A 22,232-nucleotide genomic window follows, 5' to 3' on the forward strand; every position below is an offset into this window, starting at 1 on the left:
TATATGGTTTAATACTTTTTAACATTTACTGCTAAAATATATTTGTACTTTTAGCCTCACGAATATTAGAATTTTATTATGAAAAAAGTATTATTTACAACCTTAATAATGATGAGTTTAAACGCTATCGGACAGAATGTAATGTCTCCGGAATTGTTATGGAAATTAGGAAGAGTGAGTGCTCTTGGACTTTCAAAAGATGCGAAGAATGTTGTTTTTAAGGTTTCGACTCCTTCTATCGAAGAAAACAAATCGTCTTCTAAATTTTACATTATCCCTGTAAATGGCGGAAATGCAACTGAAATCAAAGACACAAAAGAGGTTATAGCTGATAAAAATGTTTCTCCTGATGGAAAATTTTTAGTTTACAACGAAGAAGTAAAAATCGACAAGGTTTTAGGTAAAGATTTTTATCCAAAACTGGACAAATCAGATGCTCAAATTTATGATGGTTTAGATTATCGTCATTGGGACACCTGGAACGAAGGTAAATTTAACCACGTTTTTTATAAAGAAAACAAAGACGGTGCAAAAGGAATTGACATCCTGAAAGGCGAAAACTTTGATTCTCCTCAAAAACCTTTTGGTGGCGACGAAGATTATATCTGGTCTCCTGACGGAAAAAGCATTTTGTATGTATGCAAGAAAAAAGCAGGAACGCAATATGCAATTTCTACCAATACCGATATCTACGAGTACAATTTAGATACTCAGAAAACGATCAATAGAACTGAAGAGAATTTAGGTTACGATATGGCACCTCAATTTTCTCCAACAGGAAATTTGACCTGGTTACAAATGAAACGCGACGGTTATGAAGCGGATAAAAACGATATTATTGTCGAGTTTAAAGGAATCAAAACAAACTTAACGGCAAATTGGGACGGAACGGTTGATAATTTCATCTGGAGTAAAGATGGTAAAAACGTATTTTTTGTAGCCGCTGTCGATGGTACAAAACAATTATTTACTGTAAACTTCCCGGGATTAACCAGAATTGCGATTACTGTTCGTCAGTTGACAAATGGAGATTTTGATGTAAATGATTTAGTTGGTCTTGCAGGCGATGATATTATCGTAACAAGAAACGATATGAACCACGCTCCGGAAATTTATTCTTTTAACTTAAAGAAAAACACCTGGAAACAATTAACCAATGTTAACACAGAAACATATAAAACATTAGCACTTAGCAAAACAGAGAAACGTTACGTTACGACTACTGATGGTAAAAAAATGTTGGTTTGGGTAATTTTACCTCCAAATTTTGATGCTTCTAAAAAATATCCAACTTTATTATTCTGTCAGGGAGGACCTCAATCTCCGTTGACACAATCGTATTCTTTCCGTTGGAATTTTCAATTAATGGCTGCTAAAGGTTATGTAGTTGTTGCACCAAACCGTCGCGGAATGCCGGGACATGGTGTTGAATGGAACGAACAAATTAGTAAAGACTGGGGCGGACAGGTTATGGACGATTACCTTTCTGCAATCGATGATGTTTCTAAAGAAAAATATGTAGACAAATCGCGTTTGGGTTGTATTGGTGCAAGCTACGGAGGATATTCAGTATTTTATTTAGCTGGAATTCACAAAAACCGTTTCAAAACTTTTATCGCGCACGATGGAGTGTTCAATACGGTAAGTATGTTAGGAACTACTGAGGAAGTTTTCTTTAACAACTGGGATTTTGGTGGTCCTTACTGGGAAAAAGATAATGCTGTAGCTCAAAAAGCATATACTGTTTTTAACCCTGCAACTTTAGTTCAAAACTGGAATAAACCAATTTTGATTTTCCAGGGAGGAAAAGATTTCCGTGTACCAATCGGGCAAGGACAAGAAGCTTTTCAGGCTGCACAATTAAGAGGAATCAAATCTAGATTTGTGTACTTCCCTGACGAAAATCACTGGGTTTTACATCCTCAAAACGCTCAGGTTTGGCAAGGTGAATTTTTTAAATGGTTAGACGAGACGCTTTAATCATTTCATACAAACATGCAATAGCCGTAGATTTTATATAATCTACGGCTATTTTGTTTTTTTAACCTTTTAATTATGTAAAAGATTAGCATTAATTTGTATTTCTAAGAGAGAAATTTTGAATAAATTGCAGCAATTTCCCATCACAAAACGTCCCAATCCCACAACAACAATCTATGGAGAGCAAAAAAAGTTACACAGCACTTAAAGTTTTATTCAGTTATGTTGCTTTACTGGCTTTGGTTGTTACTGTTGGATGGTTTTTATATTCTGAAAATGTAGTTTATAATAAATTAGAAGATAAAATTGCGTTTGAAAAAACGAAGATTCTTAGGGTTAGTAAACTATTTTCGAATGTATACAAAACAGAAAGCTTAGCAAGGAAAACAATCCAGACCAACTCTGAGGAAGACTTTAGAAATTACATTATAGAAACGGATTCTCTAAAAAACAGAATCGATACTTTAAAAAAAATTGTTACTACCCAATATCAAAAGACATTACTGGATAGTGTAACTTATCTATTGTCTGAAAAAACAAAAAATATTCAACAATTAAAAACCATAAAAAATAAAGCCGAAGACGAAGTTTCGGTCAATACTGCTATTGATGAAATTACTAAAATGGAGTTCAAACTCCGAAAATTAGAACTTCAGGATTTCAACAAAAACCCAAATCAATTAGGAACCTACCAACGTAATGTATTGCAAAAATATGTTGATTACCTCAATCAAAACATTCCCGACGACAGCACCAATACGCTGAGCAAACAAGCCTCTGACTCAATTTTGGCCAATTCTAAAAAACTGCTGAGCAATGTAAAAATAAAGGCCGAAAAGAAAAAAGAATCGCTGAATTTTGAAGAAAACAAATTGCTGAAAAATGAAATTGCAATTTCGGACCAACTTCGAAAAGTACTGCGCATTATCGAACGAGAAATCATCATTAACTCCATAAAGAACAACTCATTAAAAGAAAAATCCCTTAAAAAAGTCAACGAGATTGTAACCGTTTCGGCTATTATTGGTCTGGTATTAACCTTATTCTTTTCGTTTTTGATTGTGAGCGATTACTCTAAATCTCAATTGTATAAAAAACAGCTTGAGATTGCGAATTTTAAAACGAAGAACTTACTTAAAAGCCGTGAACAACTCATCTCGACCGTTAGTCACGATTTAAAAACTCCTTTGAGTACTATTGTGGGGTATTCTGAACTTTTAGGAAACTCAGATGTCAATACAAAACAATCGTATTTTATTAAAAACATCAAAAATTCATCTGAATATATTACACAATTAGTTCAGGATTTATTGGACTTTTCTAAAATTGAAGCCGGAAAAATCAGCATTGAAAAGGTTCCGTTTTTATTACCTGATGTTATCGACGAAGTAGCTAAAAGCATTCAGACCGTCTACAAACAAAAAGACATTGACCTTATTATTAATGTTGATGAAAAACTCAATACAAGAATTGTTGGAGATCCATTCAGACTAAAACAAATCCTGAGCAATCTAATAGGAAATGCCTATAAATTTACTGAGGAAGGTTTTATAAAAATCAGCGCTTACACAACGGATCATGACGAAAAATTTGTCATTAGAATTCAGGATTCAGGAATTGGAATCGAGAAAGGAAACCAGAAATTAGTTTTTGAGGAATTTGCACAAGCGAATGAAAACATTGAGAAAAAATATGGCGGGACTGGTTTAGGATTGTCGATCTGTCAAAAAATCATAGCTATTTTAGGAGGAGATTTAAAACTGGAAAGCACTTTTGGAAAAGGAAGTACTTTTGAAGTTCAGCTTCCCCTGCAGTTTGACAATAGTCAGAACTCAATTCCTGAGATTAAGAAACCTGTTATTCAAAATACCAGAAAACAAACGTTTATTGTCTTAGACGATGACATTAATCTTCTAAATTTAACGAGCGGCGTTTTACGACAAGAACAACATCAGGTATTGTCTTTTAGCAGTGCTGCAAAAGCATTGGAAGCGATCCAGAACACCAATTTTGATTTTGTGATCACTGATATCCAAATGCCGGAAATGGATGGTTTTATGTTCCTGAAAAAATTAAAAACTTCGGGATATTCGACCTATAAAAACCAACCTATAATTGCATTAACCGGAAGAACAGATCTGGATCCTGCTGTTTACAGCGAGGCCGGTTTTACAACTGTAATACAAAAACCATATTCGCCAAAAATACTGTTAGAAACAATTCATCTTATTTTAGAAAATGATACATTACCCAATGTCAGCATTAATAAAGGAGAAGAAAAAACCAGTTCTAAACTGTATTCAGTCGAAACTTTAAACGAGTTTTTAGGCAATGACGAAAAGGCATTACGAGAAGTTTTGAAATCATTTATAGAAAGCAGCAGTGAGAACTTAAGTTTATTAGAAGTCGCAATTGCAGAAAAAAATATAACCGAAATAAACTCTATTGCTCACAGAATCGCACCTATGTTCAAACAAATCCAGGCGCGTGAAATTGGCGAAATTTTAAAAGTTTTAGAAAATAAAAACCTTGAAACTTCTGATCTAAATGATCTTTTTAAAGTGTTGAAATCAAAAACAGACTTACTTTTTACAGCTTTAAATAAAGAAATAGCTTAATCTATATTGTATTGCTTTAATTTATTATAAAGTGTTTTACGGGTAATTTTAAGCAATTTTGCAGCCTCAGATTTATTGTTCTGTGCTTTTGACAAAGCATGAATAATGGCTTCTTTTTCATTTTCAGATAATGAAAAATTACCGTTTGTGGTTTGTTGTTTCTGTATCTGGAAGAATTCAGCTGGTAAAACTTCGCTTTCGATAAAATCTCCCTGAGATAAAAGGGTTGCACGTTTAACACAATTTTGCAATTCACGTAAATTTCCGGGCCAGTTGTAATTTTGAAAAATAGCAACAACTTCCGGCGAAAATCCTATAATATCTTTATTCAACTGTTCATTGGCTTTTTCCAGAAAATAATCTGCAAAAACCATCAAATCTTCATCCCTGTCTTTTAGCGATGGCGACTGAATAGAGAATTCGTTGATTCTATGGTATAAATCTTCTCTGAAATCACCGTTTTTTACTGCTTCACGTAAATCTTCGTTTGTAGCGGTAATGATTCGGATATCGACGTTAATTTCTTTATTGCTCCCTACTGGTTTAATTTTTCGCTCCTGAAGCGCTCTTAACAACTGTATTTGATTTTCGTATGAAAGATTACCAATTTCATCTAAAAAAAGAGTTCCGCCGTTAGCAGCTTCAAAATACCCCATTTTGTCATTGATTGCCCCGGTAAAAGATCCTTTTAAATGTCCGAAGAATTCACTTGCAGCCAATTCCTTTGGAATAGCTCCGCAATCAACGGCAATAAAATTATTATTCTTTCGCAAACTTTGCTGATGAATACTTTTAGCGATGATTTCTTTTCCTGTTCCGCTTTCTCCAATAATCAAAACCGACATATCTGTTGGACTTACCAAATGAATGTGATCCAATAATTTTTTTGAAGCAACAGAAATTCCTTTTACAAACTCGTTTTCAGTATTGGTTTGTTTCTTTACAGATTTCTTTTCCTTTACAGGAACTTCTTCTATTTCTGAAGTTTTTAAGGCATTTGTAATAACCAATAAAACCTCATCCGGATTAAAAGGTTTCGAGATATAATCTGCTGCACCATTTTTAATAGCTTTAACCGCAGTATTTACATCAGAATATCCTGTCATAAGTATAACAGGCACTTCAGGATATGATGCTTTAATTTCCGTCATCAATCCAATACCGTCAGAATCTGGCAAACGAAGATCTGTCAAAATCAAATCGAAGGATTCTTTTTTGATTGCTAGTCTCGCTTCCGCAGCAGAGAAAGCAATTGTTACATCGTATGATTTTTTTACTAGAAATTTCTCTAATAATTTACAAAACGAAATATCATCTTCTATCAGTAATATCTTTGGCATTTGTTTTTAGGGACTTTTTTGCTAAAATAAGATTATTAAAATTGTCTTTTCACAAAATTATGCAAAAAAAAAGAGATTGCATATTGCAATCTCTTTTTCACCAAAAACATAAATCTAAATTCACCTAATTTATATCTTCAACCAGTTGCCATTGACATCTGAAAAAACAGTAGCCCTTTGGTCACCAACCGATATTTCGAGTTTATACTCTTTTTTTTCATTCACAAATGCCTTGTCCAGTTTTGCTCCCGGATAAGCAGTTTGCAGTGCGGTTTTTATAGCAGCCGGTACAGCATCTGCACTCACTTCTGTATATTCTGCCTGAGCAGAAACAACCGCCTTAGTTTGTGTTGGACTTGTCTCATTACTTGCGTAAGTAGACAAACTTCCTAATACTATTATTGCTGATACGATTAACTTTTTCATAATGCTATCCTTAAATTATTTTTTAATGATGTTTCCTGAAGCATCTGTAAATACAGTATACTTTTTGTCACCATTAGAGATCTCTAACTTGTACTCATTCTTTTCGTTTTTATACGCTTTTTCAAGTTTCGTATTTGGAAAAGATTTTTCGACTGTAGATTTTACAGCTGCCGGAACGGCATCTGCACCAATTTCAGTAAATTCATCCTGAACGGTCACTGACTGGGTCATTGACGTTTTTACTACAGGATTAGCTGCCTGAACTGACAAACCTCCTAAAATGATTGCTGCTGATAAGATTAACTTTTTCATAATAATAGTTTTTATGGGTTACTTATAATTACTTTTTAATAATGTTACCAGAAGCATCTGTATAAACAGTAGATTTTTCACCTCTTACGGTAATCTCTATTTTATACTCTTTCTTCTCGTTTACATATGCTTTATCCAATTTCACACCTGGATAAGCATTGTCTAAAGCTGTTTTAATAGCTGCCGGAACAGCATCAACTTCTTTATATTCGTCCTGACTTACATTTACTGATTGTACCATTGAACTTGTCACGGCTACATTTCCTGCTTGCATTGACAAACCTCCTAATAGGATGGCTGCCGATAAGATTAACTTTTTCATAGTGATAGTTTTTATAGTTTAATTTCTAAATTATTTTTTGATCCAAGATCCATCTGCATTAGCAAAAAGAGACCCTACTTTGTCACCAACGGTAACATCAAGTTTATACTCTGATTTAGCATTTTTGTATGCTTTTGAAAGTACTGCATCCGGATACGCTTTTTTAAGAGTATCTGTAATTGCAGCTGGTACTTCTTCCACTTTAATTTCAGTGTACTCGTCCTGAATTGTAATTGTTTTTACGATTGTATTTGTAATTGTAGAAGTTGAAGCAAATGAAGTTAAACTTCCCAAAACTATTGCGGCTGATAAAAATAGATTTTTCATAATATATATTTTAAATGTAAAGTTAATTAATTGATTTTAAGTAGTTTTTATTATTTTTTAATCCAAGATCCATCTGCGTTAGCAAAAAGATTCCCTACTTTGTCACCAACGGTAACATCAAGTTTATATTCTGCTTTTTCGTTTTTGTATGCTTTAGTAATTACTGCATCAGGATATGCTTTTTTCAAAGACTCTGAAATAGCTGCTGGCAATTCTTCTAATTTGATTTCTGTGTATTCATCTTCAATAGAAATCGTTTTTACGATATTATTTGTAATAGGAGAAGTTGAAGCGAATGAAGTTAAACTTCCTAAAACAATTGCGGCTGATAAAAATAGATTTTTCATAATGTGTATATTTTAATTATTTAATAGTTGTTTACGCTTTAGATAATGAAATTATTATGCCGCAACTCAAACATCCTCTCCATACCTGCATAAAACCCTATATTTAAAGACTTTATCACTAATGTGCCAAAAAATTAATTTACAAAAAAGTGTATAATTCCTCTAAACGGTGTGTAAAAAGTATACACAAATAATGTTTACTTAGTTGTTTTCTTGAATAAAAGTACCCGACAGGTTTTAGAAATCTGTCGGGTTTAACAAGATCAATTATAACACAAAAAGACTGATTCAACTGAAAGCCTTCGACTTTGCTCAGGATGACATTGCTTTTCAAAATAAATACACCATCACCCTGATCGGATAGGAGCCTAGGGATTAATTCCCTAGGCGACCTTCCACACCACCCGGCATACGGATCCGTACCAAGGCGGTTCTTAATTTACGATACATTTTAAGATAGATACCTAACCTAAAGTACTTCCGTGAGGTTGTTTTCAGTTATCCCAATAAAGGTCTGCACTCCCTGGTAGCTGTCGGATTCCGTCCTATCCTTTCCAAGGTAGTTATCAAATTACTTGATATTTTCTGCATTCGTGCCTTCATAGGTAACATTCATTTACTACTCACTTAATTAAGTTCAGTCCTTCGGTACTCATTTACAGTACCTACTATGACCTCCTGACTTCTTATAGCAATTGTTATCCATAAGTGCTTTTCTTAAAAAAAAACTCCCCCTATGTCTATAAGACCTCCCCAGGTAAGAACGACAACTTTCCTCTCATATACCTGCTATATTTACCATGATGTTTCCGTACAGTTTTGGACTTCAGTTTGTGTTGCAACCTTATCCAACATCTTTGGCCTTTTATATAGTTTCTGTTCGTCAGGTCAAGAGTTTGCCTACTGCTTCCTTCAGATTCCACCTCGCGATGGACACCCTTGCATTCAGCTAACACTTCCCACTGTAAAGGCGTGTTCGGGACTTACACCCTAGAGTTATCGCCCATGCTGGGCACACAACAGCAAACCCGACAGGTTTTAGAAACCTGTCGGGCTTAACAAGATGAGTTAAAACAAAAAAGGCTGTCAAAAATTGACAGCCTTTATATTATTCTTCTATAGGTTTCATTTTAAATGTATCCATAAATGCAGTTGTATAATCTCCTGCGATATATCTTGGATCATCCATTAATTGTCTATGGAAAGGAATTGTAGTTTTTACGCCTTCGATGACAAATTCATCTAAAGCTCTTCGCATTTTACTAATCGCTTCATCACGGGATTGTGCAGTTGTAATCAACTTAGCAATCATTGAATCGTAATTTGGCGGAATAGTATAACCAGAATAAACGTGAGTATCTAAACGAACTCCGTGACCTCCCGGCATATGAAGCGTAGTAATTTTTCCTGGTGAAGGACGAAAATCATTATAAGGATCTTCGGCATTAATACGACATTCTATAGCGTGTAATTCCGGCAAATAGTTTTTTCCTGAAATCGGAATTCCAGCTGCAACCATAATTTGCTCACGAATTAAATCGTAATCAATAACTTGTTCCGTAATTGGGTGCTCTACCTGAATACGGGTATTCATTTCCATGAAATAGAAATTTCTATGCTTGTCAACTAAAAACTCTACCGTTCCGGCTCCCTCATACTTAATGAATTCTGCAGCTTTTACAGCAGCTTCTCCCATTGCAGCACGCAATTCATCTGTCATGAATGGCGAAGGCGTTTCTTCAGTTAATTTTTGGTGACGACGCTGTACTGAGCAATCTCTTTCAGAAAGGTGACATGCTTTTCCATAAGAATCTCCAACAACCTGAATTTCGATATGACGTGGTTCCTCAATAAGTTTCTCCATGTACATCCCGTCATTTCCAAATGCAGCAGCAGCTTCCTGACGTGCACTTTCCCATGCTTTCAATAATTCATCTTCTTTCCAAACGGCACGCATTCCTTTTCCACCACCACCAGCAGTTGCTTTAAGCATTACTGGGTAACCAAATTCTTTTGCCAATTGTTGTGTCTGCTCGAAAGATTCTAACAATCCGTCAGAACCTGGCACACATGGAACTCCTGCTGCTTTCATTGTAGCTTTTGCAGAAGCTTTATCTCCCATTTTATCAATCATTTCAGGTGCAGCACCAATAAATTTGATTCCGTGTTCCTGACATATTTTTGAGAACTTAGCATTCTCAGAAAGAAATCCATATCCTGGATGGATTGCATCTGCATTTGTAATTTCTGCAGCGGCAATAATATTTGACATTTTCAAATACGATAAGTTACTTGGAGGAGGACCAATACAAACCGCTTCGTCAGCAAACTTAACATGTAGACTTTCTGCATCGGCTGTAGAGTAAACTGCTACAGTTTTGATTCCCATTTCTTTACATGTACGAATTACACGAAGTGCAATTTCTCCTCTATTCGCAATTAATATTTTTTTAAACATCTTTTTAAAATTAGATAATTAGATAATTAGATAATTGGATAATTAGATTTTAAGCACTTTCGAAAAAGTCTAAAAATCTAAAAATCTAACGATCTAAAATTAAGATGGATCAACTAAGAATAAAGGTTGGTCAAATTCTACAGGAGACATATCGTCTACAAGAATTTTTACAATTTTACCTGAAACTTCTGATTCGATTTCGTTAAATAATTTCATTGCTTCAATTACACAAAGAACATCACCTTTAGAAATAACACTTCCAACTTCAGTAAATACTGGTTTGTCCGGAGATGGTTTTCTGTAGAAAGTTCCAATAATTGGAGATTTAATAGTAATGAATTTAGAATCTTCTGCCGGAACAGATGCCTCACTAGTTACGCTTACAACAGCTGGAGCATGTTGAGGAGCGACTGCTTGTGGCAATGCAGCCTGAGCAGGCAATTGTTGTACATAAGTAGTTTCAGTTACATTTCCTTCTAAAGTTGTTCTGATGGTGATTTTTACATCATCCATTTCTAACTTTACCTCTGCAACTCCCGAATTTGCTACAAATTTAATTAGGTTTTGAATTTCTTTTAAATCCATAATGATTTGTTTTTAGTTTTAATTTATTTCTTATCGTAAGCCCATTTTAGGTAAATAGATCCCCAAGTGAATCCACCACCAAAAGCGGCAAAAATAATATTATCTCCTTTTTTGAATTGGTGTTCAAAATCGTTTAATACCAATGGTAAAGTAGCTGACGTCGTATTACCATATTTTTCAATGTTCATTAACACTTTTGAATCCTCAAGATTCATTCTGCTTGCAGTAGCATCAATAATACGTTTGTTTGCCTGATGTGGCACTAACCAGTTAACATCTTCATTAGTCAAATTGTTTCTTTTCAGAATCAATTCGCTTGCATCAGCCATATTGGTTACAGCATATTTAAAAACGGTTTTTCCGTCCTGAATAATATTGTGTTGATTGTTTTGAACGGTTTCTAAAGTAGTTGGTATTAGAGAACCTCCGGCAGGAATTTTAAGAAAATCGCGTCCTACACCATCGCTTCGCAAGTATTCATCTTGCAGACCTAAGCCTTCATAATTTGGTTCGAATAAAACGGCACCCGCTCCATCTCCAAAAATAATACAAGTTGCTCTGTCTTTATAATCTACAATCGATGACATTTTATCAGCACCAATTAATAATACTTTTTTGTATCGCCCTGACTGCACATAAGCTGCAGCAGTTGACATTCCGTATAAAAAACTTGAGCACGCAGCCTGCAAATCGTATGCAAATGCATTTGTAGCTCCAATTTCTGTTGCAACATAAACTCCTGTTGAGGCTACCGGCATATCTGCTGTAGCTGTTGCCATTATAATCATATCAATCTCTAAAGGATCAATATTTGCTTTCGCAATTAAATCCTGTGCTGCTTTTATAGCAAGAAACGACGTTCCTTTATCAGCATCTTTTAAAATCCTTCTTTCTTTAATTCCAGTACGAGTAGTAATCCATTCGTCATTGGTATCAACCATTGTTTCTAATACTTTGTTCGAAAGAACGAAGTCAGGAACATAAGCTCCAACAGCGGTAATTGCGGCTGTGATTGTATTCATTATATTCTATTATTTCGTCTCAAATACTGTGATTTGAAAAATTTTTAAAAGACTTGAAAATTACAAAAAAAAACAAAGCGAATTTGTATCTATTTTCTTAAAAACAGAAAATTATAACCAACAAAAAAAACTCTCACTATGTGAGAGTTCTAGTATAATTTACAAAAACGTATTAAGCAACCGCTACAGATTTATCGATAACAACTTGCCCTCTGTAATACATTTTACCTTCATGCCAGTAAGCTCTGTGGTATAAATGTGCTTCTCCAGTAATAGGACATGTAGCGATTTGAGCTACAGTAGCTTTATAATGTGTTCTTCTCTTATCTCTTCTTGTTTTCGAGATTTTTCTCTTAGGATGTGCCATTTTACTATATTATTTATCCGTTAATAGTTTCTTTAATTTGTCCCAACGCGGGTCAATATCTTCTTCTTGTTTACTCTCTTCTTTTGTTTCTTTGACTGTTAGTTCATTTAGTTTTTTCAAGGCTTCAGTTTGCAAACTTCCGTCTTTTACTCCTGGATGAACTCGTTTTAAAGGTACCGACAGTGCAATCATTTCATAAATGTATTGTGCTACATCTATTTCATGCTCTCCATGCGGCAGAATCAACAACTCTTCGTTATCGTTATTAAATTCATCTCCAAAGCGAACAATTAATTTCATTTTTCCTTTTAAAGGCAAATCGAAATCTTCGCTTGTCAGATCACAAGGTACATTTACAGTTCCTTTGTGTTTGAATTCCAACTCTAACATGCTGCTCTTCTTATCTAAAACTAAACCTACTTTGATATCCGAACTTTGAAATTCGTCGTAATCAAAGTTCTCAAAGAACATGTTACTTATTTGATACTCAAAATGGTGTTTTCCTAGCTTTAACCCTATGAAAGGAATTAAAAATTCTTTTGTTTTGCTCATTTCAACATCAATTTCACCAACTCTTATCTAAAAATCAGATACCTGAATTGGGGTGCAAAGATATAAAATTATTATAAAACTAATAATCTTATTCACCTTTTTTTGTTTATAACTGTTTTTCTTTTATTTTAAGTGGTTTTTGACTTATCTCTTCGTACTGATTACGGGAGTGAAAAATATCTATTGCAAGATAAACCGCTTCTCTAAACGAATTGAAATCTGCCATGTCTTTCCCAGCAATATCATAGGCTGTACCGTGATCCGGCGAAGTTCTGATCTTATTTAAACCAGCTGTATAATTAACTCCTTTTCCAAAAGACAATGTCTTAAAAGGAATTAATCCCTGATCGTGATAAGTTGCCACAACAGCATCATATTTTTCATATTGACCGCTTCCAAAAAATCCATCAGCAGGAAAAGGTCCAAAAACCATTGTTCCGGCGTCAAATATTTTCTTTAAAGCGGGCTTTAAAACCAAATCATCTTCTTTACCAATTACACCGCCATCGCCAGCATGTGGATTTAATCCTAAAACGGCAATTTTAGGTCTTACGATACTAAAATCCTGAATCAAAGATTTTCTTATTGTTTCTATTTTTCTTGTAATTAATTCTTCTGTCAAATGCGAAGAAACTTCACTTAAGGGAACATGATCTGTTAATAAACCAACTCTCAAATTATCCTGCACCATCATCATTAGTGCATTTCCTTCTAATTCCTGATCTAAATAATCTGTATGTCCGGGAAATTTAAAATCTTCTGACTGGATATTGTATTTATTAATTGGAGCTGTAACTAAAACATCTATCAAATCCTCTTTTAAAGCCTTTGTAGCCGCAACAAAAGATTTTATGGCATATTCTCCTATCTTCTCATCATTTACGCCCAGATTAATATCAACACCTTCTTTCCAAAGATTATAAACATTTACTTTTCCGGGCACAACCTGATCTAGTTTATCAACTCCATGAAATTGAACTGTAGAAGTGAAACTTTTTTTAACGAAAGAAAGTATTTTGGCATTGGCAAAAATAACCGGTGTACACATTTCTAACATACGGGAATCCTCGAATGTTTTTAGTATAACTTCGCTTCCAATACCGTTTAAATCTCCAATTGAAATTCCAACTATTATATTTTCTGCTTTTTTATTCATGAGCTCAGGTTATTTATTACTAATTTTGATGTGCAAATTTAGTAAAATAAAACAACAATGTTTACAGGAATTATAGAAACCCTTGGAAGGATTCACGAAATACAAAAAGATCAAAATAATCTTCACGTTACAGTCGATGCTTCAATTACGAATGAATTAAAAATAGATCAAAGTGTTTCGCACAACGGAATATGCCTTACTATTGTCGCAATAAAAGATTCACTTTATACTGTAACTGCTATTGCAGAAACCATTTCGAAGACCAATATTGGAGACTGGAAGGTTGGCGATATTGTAAATCTGGAAAGAGGAATGAAGCTTGGCGACCGCCTTGACGGTCATATTGTACAAGGTCACGTAGATCAAACCGGAACCTGCAGCAAGATCGAAGAAGCAAACGGAAGCTGGAACTACACTTTTGAATACAACAAAAACCTCAGCAATATTACAATCGAAAAAGGATCAATAACGGTAAACGGGGTAAGCCTTACGGTAGTAAACTCTAAGACAAACGAATTTAGCGTTTCGATTATTCCGTATACTTTTGAAAACACTAATTTCAAAAATTTCGAAGTTGGAACAAAAATCAACTTAGAATTTGACGTTGTCGGAAAATACATTTCAAGACTTTATTCGATAAACAAATAAGTCTAAACCGCTTACAAAAGAAAGAAGCTGTCTCAAAACTGAGTCAGCTTCTTTTTTTTAGTTTGCATTTTTATAAGCAATTTTGTAAATTTAATCAGTGTTAAGTAACTGATTACACACGAGATTCAAAGATTATAACCAACAACAAACAGTACTTTTACCTTATTCATTTGATGACTTAATTCCACAGAAACATCCTGTTCGAATAGTTGACCATGTGGTTGAGTCAATAAATATTCAGCCTCTTTTAAAGGCTTACAGCAAAGAAGGCAATCCCGGCTATCAAATTTCATTATGCGCTTAGATTTCTCATCATCAAGCTTCATCAATCTATTGATAAACTTATAATATTGGCCGTTCACATCTGTCTTATCCAAATTTGATGATTTTTTACACTACATTATAAATTCTATTAAACAATTCTCGAAAATTATTTAAGCACACAGGCTCAATATGCAAAATTACGATGTAAAAAATAACATTTTAAGTCAAGTCCGTCAACTAATTTATATACACCTCAGTTAATACAACGGAAAATGGCAAGCATTCTGTAGACAGTTTTCTCAGCAGAACAGTTATTTTAATCAGATTTTGCAACACACAAATTCACTTCAAATTCGGCGAATCACACAAAATTCAACGGTGCCCAAATATCAGAGATTAAAGGGATTTACTTTCTTATAATTTGCAACTTTCTATAGTGCACTTAGAGGTTGTACTGACCAAAGATGTTTTTCTTTAACAACATCTTTACAGACAAATCATCATCATTTGATATTTTATGTTTTTTTCGATATACTCAATACCGATAAGATCTATATAAAATTGTTAGTTCTTTTTTGTTTCAAAAAAATTAAAAAAGATAATGAGATTGCAAAATTCCGACTTAAAAAAATCGCAATAGCACACTAGAAGTTTTTAAAGTATCAAAAAAAGACATTTGAAGAAATTCGGAAGAAAAATACAGTGCATAAAAAAAGCCTTTACATTGCTATAAAGGCTTAATTTCTAGTAGTGGTCCCACCTGGGCTCGAACCAGGGACCACCTGATTATGAGTCAGGTGCTCTAACCAGCTGAGCTATAGGACCGGTTTGAGGATGCAATATTACTATTATTTTTCATTCACTCCAAATATTTTGGGATATGATTTCTATTTAATTTCAAATAATACCTCATATTTTTTAGACATTATTGATTTTCAATAGCTTATTTCAGATCACCAGAACTCATTTTTTTATTTAATTTCCTGACAAAGCTCCACCAAAACACCATTTGTGTTTTTTGGATGCAGAAAAACTACTAATTTATTGTCGGCTCCTTTCTTCGGAACCTCATTAATCAGCACAAAACCTTCGTTTTTTAAACGGGTCACTTCGGCATGAATGTCATCAACATCAAAAGCAATGTGATGAATTCCTTCTCCCTTTTTTTCTAAAAACTTCGCAATTGGACTTTCCGGGTTTGTCGCTACTAAAAGTTCAATCTTATTGGTTCCGGTTTGAAAAAAAGAAGTCAAAACGCCTTCGCTTTCCACAGATTCCATTTTACAGGACGGAACGCCCAATAATTTCTCAAACAATACATTCGCATCGTCCATGTTTTTTACTGCAATCCCGATATGCTCTATTTTATTTACCATTTTAAATACAATTTACTGATTAATATAAGTATTAAAATAACCGCATTCAGCAATTACATCCTGATAGTATTTCGTATCTGAATAGTCTTTTTTCAACGTTTTAAAATTACTCCAGGCAAGAAAATTGATTTTATCATCGTCAGCTTCCCACCAATTCTTTAAATTGTTGTACTTATTATTATAGTATTCGTTACGTTCACATTTTGCCAGCATATAAGTACATTTTGCCTTTTGCTCTTTTGTTGTCGCCGCCTCTAAGGCTTTTTGATAATACATTCTGGAAACATCACAATCCGTAATCATCTTTTTCATTGAACCCCTGAATGAGTAAGGACTTGAACCATAACCTACAATACTTATTTCGTAGAAAGTTCTGCCGTTTCCAAAATGAGTAATATTATAGAACGCATTTCCTAACAACAAACTATTCGTATATACATCTTCTTTCTGATCAAGCTTATCCTGCATTGCTTTTACGGTATTTAAGAAATCCAGCTGTGTATATTTCTTTTTTTGATAGGCTGAATGATCACAATCATGACAATCTTTGATATTCCCATTAAACGGATTTCCTAAAAAAGTATAATACTGAACTGAATCTGCTTGTTGAATAAATGCAATTGCTTCGGGAATTTCATTTTTGAATGTCGCCTGAACTGCCTGAAAATTATTAATATCTTTTAATTTCAGATAATAAATTCCTGCTCCAATTTTCTCGATTTCAGTTTTATTTGGCTTAGCCAAAAATGATTTCATGTCTAATAAATTCTTCTCATTATCATAAAATGCATTTCCTCCGCCCCAATAATAAGAATTCGAATGAGCATCTCCGCCAAACAATTCTACCATTACAGGATTTGATTTCGCTCTGTACAAAGCAGCCAAATAATTCTTGCTCCATTGCACGGCATTTTGATAACGGAATTCCTGACTTTTATACGTTTTAGGAAGTTCCTGATACAACCAATTCAAATCGGCTAAAACTGTTTTTTCGTTTTTATCCGTCAGTTTGTCAATTTTACTCATATTATTCACAAAACGAAGCAAGCGCAATTGATAACCCGCCAACTCTGTTTTTGGCAATGTCGTTTCGGCTTTATTCAGATTGATATCAGCAGCAGCATAATCCCCTTTTAAGGTTTGCAAATACCCTAATGAAATATCCCATAAATATGGTTTTGCAGTATTTCCTGCGGCGGCAATTTTAGCTACTAAATCAAAAGCTTTAAGATTAATCTTCGCTTTATTCTCTAATCTGTTTTCAACAACAGTCTGTTTTACAACTGGTGAACTATAATCATCAGACTTTATTTTTACTTCAAATGAATTATTAATTGCCTGTTCCTGATTATTCACTAGTCGGGTTAACAAATAATCCAGATGTTCACTTTTAGGGTCTAATTCATAAATTTTCCCTATTGCCTGCGCTTCATCTTTATAAAAACCATGCACTGCCCAAAGTGCCGCTTTTTCTTTGTTACTTTTAGCCATTGCCAAAGATTTATTCCAATCTGCCTCATTTTGCGGATGAAAACTATACGCAGTAACAATTCTCAATTCAGGACATTTATCAAATACCTGCGCATATAAATAATTAGAAGCCGAATACTTTTTGTGTTTATAGTTTATTCCCGCAACATAAGAAAGAGCACGATAATACAAGGTGTTTTTTGGTACAGAAGCTTCTGTTTTATTAAAAAATTCAATTGTTTTTTTCTTATTACTGCTATAGAAATAAGCTTTCGCGGTAAGAAACCAATATCTGTTTTTCAGGAATGAATCTGAAGTTGTATTATAAACATTTTCGATAGACTGAATCATTTTCAGATCATCAAACGTTTTTGCCACCACAGGATCATAACTCCAATAATCATCACCAATAGAAACCGTTTCTATTTTTTGTGCCAAATACAAAAACTCGATAAAGCTTTTAACCTTATCATCTTTCAAATTGATTTTCTTACCCCATTTTAGCGAAACCTGATTGTCTTTTTTACTCTTAAAAAAAACATGCAGCTGTTCAATATCCGTTTTATTCTGAGGTACTTTTTTATCCGAAGAATATCTTGGCGTTTCCTCACCAATTAAAAAATAAGTTATTGTCGCGGCATCTGCTTTACCCTTTAGATAATTTCCCCAATCTGATTTTATGTCGTCATTAAATCTGGAGTTGTGTTCTGTATCAAAGCCAATTCCGTAAAAAATATCCCCTGATAAAAAAAGTGGCGAATACGACTTATCTGCAAATGTTTCAGGTGTAAAGTTTGAATTATAACTAAAAAAATCCCAGTCGTCACCACCACCACAAGCATAAATTATTCCGTATACAGAAAATAAAGCCGCACTAGAAACAAGAAATAACTTGCTTAAAAATATTCTTTTCATAGTTTTTAATATTGAATTCGTCTAAATCGTAAAATATAATTTCTCTTGGAGGCTGAACTAAATTTTCATTCAGATCCTCTGCCATTTCTTTTAAATCCTCTGAAGAAATTGCCTCAATTTTAAGCAAATCATTCTCTTCATAAAAGATTCCGTTTTTATAATTGGATTTTTTCACCTTAAAAAAGATTGTTCCGATTTTCTCGAAGTTAGCATCTTTTTTAAGTTCACTCACATTCAGTTTCGAACGCAAACCTATCACTTTCTGATCTCTGATATGAACTGCCCAGGAATATATTGGCAATGCAAAATCAAGATGCAAAGGATATTTCTTTAAACTTTTAAGATATCTTTCAGCGATTTTTTGGCTGTAAATAGAATTTAGGGAATCATTTGCTATAGTTCCCATATTATAATACATCAATACTCCGGAATCGACATTTGGGATTTTCGTTTTCCTGAAATATTTTACCTGATGCAAACGAATCGTTGCTGAAAGTTTTTTCTTCGAAAGCTGTTTAAAGCGCTCAATAAACTTAAGATAATTGTTTTTACTCGTCAAAGTCCAGTCGCAATCTATCTGAATCTCCTGAACAACAATTTTATTCTTCGTGTTCATTTCCTCTACTAAACGAGTTGTCTTTTGTGCCAAATCATCTATATCAAGATTAGGGAGCGACATGACTTTGTTTTGAATAAAAATTACGGGAACAATATCAAACTGATCTACATTTTCCTTAAACCGGATGGGACTTATTGGGATTGGCTCTTGTGTTTTGGGCTGCAAACCAATATCAAAATATCTAATATAAAGTTTACTTACATTATTATCCTGTAACACCTCTTTCTCTGTTTGAGACAATTTAAAAATAGTTTTCCAATAATAAAAAGCTACAATGGGCTTTTCATTTTTACCACAGGAAATCAGTAAAAAAAAGAGTATGCCAACTAAAAATCTTCTTATCAAAACCAGGAAAAATTATATTTAAAATCAAAAGTAAGAAATTATATCGTGTTGATGATTTCAAATTCAAAAAAATAGTCAGAGGCGAAAGCTTTAAATCCTAATAAATGGATAAAAAATTTCAATTAAAGCAAATATAATCGTTATTTTGTGCAATCAAATTTAGAAACCGTTATGTTGAAAAACAACTTCAGATATATTGCCTTTTTACTTGTATTTTTAATGTTGAGCTGCGCTAAACGAGGCAGCATTACCGGCGGACTTAAGGACACTCTTGCTCCGGTTTTAAAATATAGTTCTCCAAAAAACATGAGTACTAATTTTGAAGGAAATGAAATCATTCTGGGTTTTGATGAATATGTAAAACTTAAAAACATAAACAAACAGCTTATTATTTCACCTCCTATGAAACATGAGCCGGTGATTTTACCAACAACTGCAAGTAAAGTTATCACCATAAAAATAAAAGATACTTTACAACCTAATACTACCTATAGTTTTAACTTTGGTCAAAGTATTGCTGACAATAATGAAGGGAACGCAATTAATCAATTCAAATATATTTTCTCTACGGGATCTTATATTGATTCACTTTCAATTAGCGGACAAATTAAGGATGCATACGAAAAAAATGTAGACAATTTTGTATCTGTAATGCTTTATGAAGTAAATGACACTTATAAGGATTCTATGATTTATAAGCAAACTCCGCGATATATCACGAATACTTTAGACAGTTTGAGAACTTTTAAACTGGAAAATTTAAAGGCGGGAAAATACTTGCTGATGGCCTTAAAAGACAAAGGCGCAAATAACAGATACAATCCTAAAGATGATAAAATTGGATTCCTTAAACATTATATCACTGTACCAAATGATACTGTATTCGAATTAGAATTATTTAGAGAAACGCTTCCGCTAAAAGCTTTTAAACCAATTCAGGCATCCGGAAACAGAGCATATCTTCCATATGAAGGAAAACAAAACTTTAAACTTTCTAAACCCAAAATTGTTCTTAAACACAATAACGAGGTTTTAGAAACTATCGTCACGGCATTCCCTAAAAAAGACTCTTTGCAAGTTTGGTACAAACCAATAAAAGTAGAGAAAATAGATTCCCTATCCATGGAAATCAGCAGGGACAATTACAACAAAAAATTTACTTTTAAGATTAAAGATCAAAAGAAAGACACCTTAAACATTACGGCACTACAAAATGGTGTCCTGAATTTTAGGGATCGATTTACTTTAGAATCAGCAACACCACTGGTTAAATTTGATAAATCGAAAATTAAATTAGTTAACAAAGACTCTGTTGCTGTAGATTTTACAACAGAATACAACGAGTTTGAACAAAAATTATATGTTGATTTCAAAAAAGAACCAGTCGACAAATACAATATTACCTTTTTTCCAGGTGCTTTGACTGATTTTTATGAAAAGGCAAACGATACGCTTGCTTATAAATTAACGACAAAAGAATATGCTGATTACGGGAATCTTGTATTGAATCTGAGAAACGTAAAACGCTTCCCGATAATTATTGAGGTTACAAATAAAAAGGGTGACGTTGTACTGGCTAGTGCATATTCTGAGGGAGAAACAAAAATAAGTTTCGACTTATTACAGCCAGAGGCCTTTACGTTGAGAATAATCTACGACGACAACAAAAACAAAATGTATGACGCGGGAAATTTCCTCAACAAAACCTATTCTGAAGAGGTGTTTTATTACCAAAAAGAAATTGATGTAAGAACAAATTGGGATGTTGATGAAACGATTGATTTAAGCGTACCTTTTAATCCTGAAGTCGAGAAAAAACAAATTGATAAAAAGAAAAAAGACGACGAAAAGAAGCGAAAAGCGTTCTAGTTTTTAATCTCAAAAACATCTTTATCACTTAAGAAATCGAGTTTTTTTCGAGTTTCTAACATTGCATTTTTATCTAATTCTACTATAAAAGCTGCTTCGGTTTCCTGAGGTTCCAGAATAAAATTTCCTAAGAAATCAATCACTTGCGAATGCCCTGTGTGTTCGTAATTGTTTGCATCGAGCCCTACTCTGTTTACACCAACGACATAAGTTAAATTCTCGATTGCTCGTGCCTTTAGCAAAGCATCCCAGGCATTGGTTCTAACTTTTGGCCAGTTGGCAACATATAACAATAGGTCATAATTTTCGACATTTCTTGCAAAAACAGGAAATCGCAAGTCGTAACAAATCTGGAGGCAAATCTTCCAATCAAGATATTCTACAATAACCTTTTCGTCTCCGTTGGTATAAAATTTATCTTCGCCGGCAAGCGAGAATAAATGGCGCTTGTCATAATATTGAATTTCGCCTGACGGAAAAACAAACAACATTCTATTATAATATTTCTCGTTTTCGACAATAATTAAACTTCCCGTTATGGCGAAGTTTTTTTGTTTTGCTAAAGATTGTAACCACAGAACGGTTTCGCCTTGCATAGTTTCAGCAACAACAGGCGCATTCATGGTAAATCCCGTTGAAAACATTTCCGGAAGTACTACCAAATTAACCGTAGAATCGACCTGATTGATCTTCGATTCGAAGTTTTTTCGGTTTTTAGAAGCGTCTTCCCAGTAAAGATCGGATTGAATAAGTGCTATTTTCATATCTCAAAAATACGAATTTTAAGATTAAAATGAATTTTCTCAGAAAAAGCATTATCTGCAAAATTTTCTCAAAACACGGCTAAAAACAACACATATTTTGGATATTAAAAATGCTTCACGAAAAAATATTGCAAAAAATATGCGCTTTGT

General features: G+C 33.7%; 21 protein-coding genes and 1 tRNA gene. 4 read left to right on the plus strand and 18 right to left on the minus strand.

The window, feature by feature from the left end:
- The first annotated feature begins 78 nt into the window (after positions 1-78).
- Both QLQ94_RS03330 and QLQ94_RS03335 read left to right on the plus strand, forming a co-directional pair.
- A complete protein-coding gene (locus QLQ94_RS03330; RefSeq protein ID WP_271338617.1) occupies positions 79-1,980 on the plus strand; it encodes a S9 family peptidase in 1,902 nt (633 codons plus the stop codon).
- Between the two features lie 176 nt (positions 1,981-2,156).
- Positions 2,157-4,598: an ATP-binding protein gene (locus QLQ94_RS03335; RefSeq protein ID WP_482499211.1), complete on the plus strand. Its 2,442-nt coding sequence runs from the start codon at positions 2,157-2,159 to the stop codon at positions 4,596-4,598.
- Here the strand turns inward: QLQ94_RS03335 and QLQ94_RS03340 are convergent.
- From QLQ94_RS03340 to pdxA, 12 genes are all read right to left on the minus strand, one after another.
- Complete coding sequence (locus QLQ94_RS03340) at positions 4,595-5,938, minus strand: sigma-54-dependent transcriptional regulator (RefSeq protein ID WP_271338615.1); 1,344 nt, start codon at positions 5,936-5,938, stop codon at positions 4,595-4,597. The two genes, QLQ94_RS03335 and QLQ94_RS03340, sit on opposite strands and share 4 nt — an antisense overlap.
- A gap of 129 nt (positions 5,939-6,067) precedes the next feature.
- Positions 6,068-6,364, minus strand: coding sequence for a PepSY-like domain-containing protein (locus tag QLQ94_RS03345; RefSeq protein WP_271338614.1), 297 nt, complete (start codon positions 6,362-6,364; stop codon positions 6,068-6,070).
- A 15-nt stretch (positions 6,365-6,379) separates the two neighbouring features.
- Complete coding sequence (locus tag QLQ94_RS03350) at positions 6,380-6,676, minus strand: PepSY-like domain-containing protein (RefSeq protein ID WP_271338613.1); 297 nt, start codon at positions 6,674-6,676, stop codon at positions 6,380-6,382.
- A 28-nt stretch (positions 6,677-6,704) separates the two neighbouring features.
- Entirely contained in the window at positions 6,705-6,998 is a 294-nt protein-coding gene (locus tag QLQ94_RS03355; RefSeq protein ID WP_271338612.1) for a hypothetical protein, read from the minus strand.
- Positions 6,999-7,028: 30 nt separating this feature from the next.
- On the minus strand, positions 7,029-7,325 hold the full coding sequence (locus QLQ94_RS03360) for a hypothetical protein (RefSeq protein ID WP_482499212.1): 297 nt from the start codon (positions 7,323-7,325) through the stop codon (positions 7,029-7,031).
- Between the two features lie 50 nt (positions 7,326-7,375).
- On the minus strand, positions 7,376-7,672 hold the full coding sequence (locus tag QLQ94_RS03365; RefSeq protein ID WP_271338610.1) for a hypothetical protein: 297 nt from the start codon (positions 7,670-7,672) through the stop codon (positions 7,376-7,378).
- A 1,108-nt stretch (positions 7,673-8,780) separates the two neighbouring features.
- Positions 8,781-10,130, minus strand: a complete 1,350-nt coding sequence (accC, locus tag QLQ94_RS03370) for an acetyl-CoA carboxylase biotin carboxylase subunit (protein WP_271338186.1) — start codon at positions 10,128-10,130, stop codon at positions 8,781-8,783.
- A gap of 99 nt (positions 10,131-10,229) precedes the next feature.
- On the minus strand, positions 10,230-10,715 hold the full coding sequence (accB, locus tag QLQ94_RS03375) for an acetyl-CoA carboxylase biotin carboxyl carrier protein (RefSeq protein WP_271338188.1): 486 nt from the start codon (positions 10,713-10,715) through the stop codon (positions 10,230-10,232).
- Positions 10,716-10,738: 23 nt separating this feature from the next.
- Entirely contained in the window at positions 10,739-11,737 is a 999-nt protein-coding gene (locus tag QLQ94_RS03380) for a beta-ketoacyl-ACP synthase III (RefSeq protein WP_271338189.1), read from the minus strand.
- 172 nt (positions 11,738-11,909) lie between these two features.
- Positions 11,910-12,104: a 50S ribosomal protein L32 gene (gene rpmF, locus QLQ94_RS03385; RefSeq protein WP_007137315.1), complete on the minus strand. Its 195-nt coding sequence runs from the start codon at positions 12,102-12,104 to the stop codon at positions 11,910-11,912.
- A gap of 9 nt (positions 12,105-12,113) precedes the next feature.
- The gene (locus QLQ94_RS03390) at positions 12,114-12,656 is read right to left on the minus strand and encodes a YceD family protein (RefSeq protein ID WP_271338196.1); all 543 of its coding nucleotides are present in this window, start codon (positions 12,654-12,656) and stop codon (positions 12,114-12,116) included.
- A 106-nt stretch (positions 12,657-12,762) separates the two neighbouring features.
- Positions 12,763-13,812: a 4-hydroxythreonine-4-phosphate dehydrogenase PdxA gene (gene pdxA / locus QLQ94_RS03395; protein ID WP_271338197.1), complete on the minus strand. Its 1,050-nt coding sequence runs from the start codon at positions 13,810-13,812 to the stop codon at positions 12,763-12,765.
- Positions 13,813-13,869: 57 nt separating this feature from the next.
- Here pdxA and QLQ94_RS03400 point away from each other — a divergent pair, with 57 nt between their 5' ends.
- Entirely contained in the window at positions 13,870-14,460 is a 591-nt protein-coding gene (locus QLQ94_RS03400) for a riboflavin synthase (RefSeq protein WP_482499213.1), read from the plus strand.
- Positions 14,461-14,585: 125 nt separating this feature from the next.
- Here QLQ94_RS03400 and QLQ94_RS03405 read toward each other — a convergent pair whose 3' ends face one another.
- From QLQ94_RS03405 to QLQ94_RS03425, 5 genes are all read right to left on the minus strand, one after another.
- Positions 14,586-14,837: a hypothetical protein gene (locus QLQ94_RS03405; protein WP_271338199.1), complete on the minus strand. Its 252-nt coding sequence runs from the start codon at positions 14,835-14,837 to the stop codon at positions 14,586-14,588.
- Positions 14,838-15,475: 638 nt separating this feature from the next.
- Positions 15,476-15,549: transfer RNA gene (locus tag QLQ94_RS03410), tRNA-Ile, on the minus strand.
- 146 nt (positions 15,550-15,695) lie between these two features.
- Positions 15,696-16,100 carry a methylmalonyl-CoA epimerase gene (mce, locus tag QLQ94_RS03415; RefSeq protein ID WP_271338200.1) on the minus strand — a complete coding sequence of 135 codons (405 nt, stop codon included), beginning with the start codon at positions 16,098-16,100 and terminating at the stop codon, positions 15,696-15,698.
- 12 nt (positions 16,101-16,112) lie between these two features.
- Positions 16,113-18,485: a hypothetical protein gene (locus QLQ94_RS03420; protein WP_271338201.1), complete on the minus strand. Its 2,373-nt coding sequence runs from the start codon at positions 18,483-18,485 to the stop codon at positions 16,113-16,115.
- Positions 18,445-19,344, minus strand: a complete 900-nt coding sequence (locus tag QLQ94_RS03425) for a hypothetical protein (RefSeq protein WP_276598392.1) — start codon at positions 19,342-19,344, stop codon at positions 18,445-18,447. The genes QLQ94_RS03420 and QLQ94_RS03425 overlap by 41 nt, the downstream gene beginning before the upstream one ends.
- A 276-nt stretch (positions 19,345-19,620) precedes the next feature.
- Here QLQ94_RS03425 and QLQ94_RS03430 point away from each other — a divergent pair, with 276 nt between their 5' ends.
- The gene (locus QLQ94_RS03430) at positions 19,621-21,318 is read left to right on the plus strand and encodes an Ig-like domain-containing domain (RefSeq protein WP_271338218.1); all 1,698 of its coding nucleotides are present in this window, start codon (positions 19,621-19,623) and stop codon (positions 21,316-21,318) included.
- On the opposite strand, the gene QLQ94_RS03435 is transcribed toward QLQ94_RS03430, so the two are convergent.
- Complete coding sequence (locus QLQ94_RS03435; protein ID WP_271338203.1) at positions 21,315-22,082, minus strand: amidohydrolase; 768 nt, start codon at positions 22,080-22,082, stop codon at positions 21,315-21,317. The two genes, QLQ94_RS03430 and QLQ94_RS03435, sit on opposite strands and share 4 nt — an antisense overlap.
- Between the last annotated feature and the right edge of the window lie 150 nt (positions 22,083-22,232).

Source organism: Flavobacterium sp. B114r (assembly GCF_056824125.1).

What these genes read in the sequence shown, in the direction of transcription:
- QLQ94_RS03330 (WP_271338617.1), top strand. Translation starts at nt 79, where the DNA reads ATGAAAAAAGTATTATTTACAACCTTAATAATGATGAGTTTAAACGCT.
- QLQ94_RS03335 (WP_482499211.1), top strand. Translation starts at nt 2,157, where the DNA reads ATGGAGAGCAAAAAAAGTTACACAGCACTTAAAGTTTTATTCAGTTAT.
- QLQ94_RS03340 (WP_271338615.1), bottom strand. Translation starts at nt 5,938, where the DNA reads ATGCCAAAGATATTACTGATAGAAGATGATATTTCGTTTTGTAAATTA.
- QLQ94_RS03345 (WP_271338614.1), bottom strand. Translation starts at nt 6,364, where the DNA reads ATGAAAAAGTTAATCGTATCAGCAATAATAGTATTAGGAAGTTTGTCT.
- QLQ94_RS03350 (WP_271338613.1), bottom strand. Translation starts at nt 6,676, where the DNA reads ATGAAAAAGTTAATCTTATCAGCAGCAATCATTTTAGGAGGTTTGTCA.
- QLQ94_RS03355 (WP_271338612.1), bottom strand. Translation starts at nt 6,998, where the DNA reads ATGAAAAAGTTAATCTTATCGGCAGCCATCCTATTAGGAGGTTTGTCA.
- QLQ94_RS03360 (WP_482499212.1), bottom strand. Translation starts at nt 7,325, where the DNA reads ATGAAAAATCTATTTTTATCAGCCGCAATAGTTTTGGGAAGTTTAACT.
- QLQ94_RS03365 (WP_271338610.1), bottom strand. Translation starts at nt 7,672, where the DNA reads ATGAAAAATCTATTTTTATCAGCCGCAATTGTTTTAGGAAGTTTAACT.
- accC (WP_271338186.1), bottom strand. Translation starts at nt 10,130, where the DNA reads ATGTTTAAAAAAATATTAATTGCGAATAGAGGAGAAATTGCACTTCGT.
- accB (WP_271338188.1), bottom strand. Translation starts at nt 10,715, where the DNA reads ATGGATTTAAAAGAAATTCAAAACCTAATTAAATTTGTAGCAAATTCG.
- QLQ94_RS03380 (WP_271338189.1), bottom strand. Translation starts at nt 11,737, where the DNA reads ATGAATACAATCACAGCCGCAATTACCGCTGTTGGAGCTTATGTTCCT.
- rpmF (WP_007137315.1), bottom strand. Translation starts at nt 12,104, where the DNA reads ATGGCACATCCTAAGAGAAAAATCTCGAAAACAAGAAGAGATAAGAGA.
- QLQ94_RS03390 (WP_271338196.1), bottom strand. Translation starts at nt 12,656, where the DNA reads ATGAGCAAAACAAAAGAATTTTTAATTCCTTTCATAGGGTTAAAGCTA.
- pdxA (WP_271338197.1), bottom strand. Translation starts at nt 13,812, where the DNA reads ATGAATAAAAAAGCAGAAAATATAATAGTTGGAATTTCAATTGGAGAT.
- QLQ94_RS03400 (WP_482499213.1), top strand. Translation starts at nt 13,870, where the DNA reads ATGTTTACAGGAATTATAGAAACCCTTGGAAGGATTCACGAAATACAA.
- mce (WP_271338200.1), bottom strand. Translation starts at nt 16,100, where the DNA reads ATGGTAAATAAAATAGAGCATATCGGGATTGCAGTAAAAAACATGGAC.
- QLQ94_RS03420 (WP_271338201.1), bottom strand. Translation starts at nt 18,485, where the DNA reads ATGAAAAGAATATTTTTAAGCAAGTTATTTCTTGTTTCTAGTGCGGCT.
- QLQ94_RS03430 (WP_271338218.1), top strand. Translation starts at nt 19,621, where the DNA reads ATGTTGAAAAACAACTTCAGATATATTGCCTTTTTACTTGTATTTTTA.
- QLQ94_RS03435 (WP_271338203.1), bottom strand. Translation starts at nt 22,082, where the DNA reads ATGAAAATAGCACTTATTCAATCCGATCTTTACTGGGAAGACGCTTCT.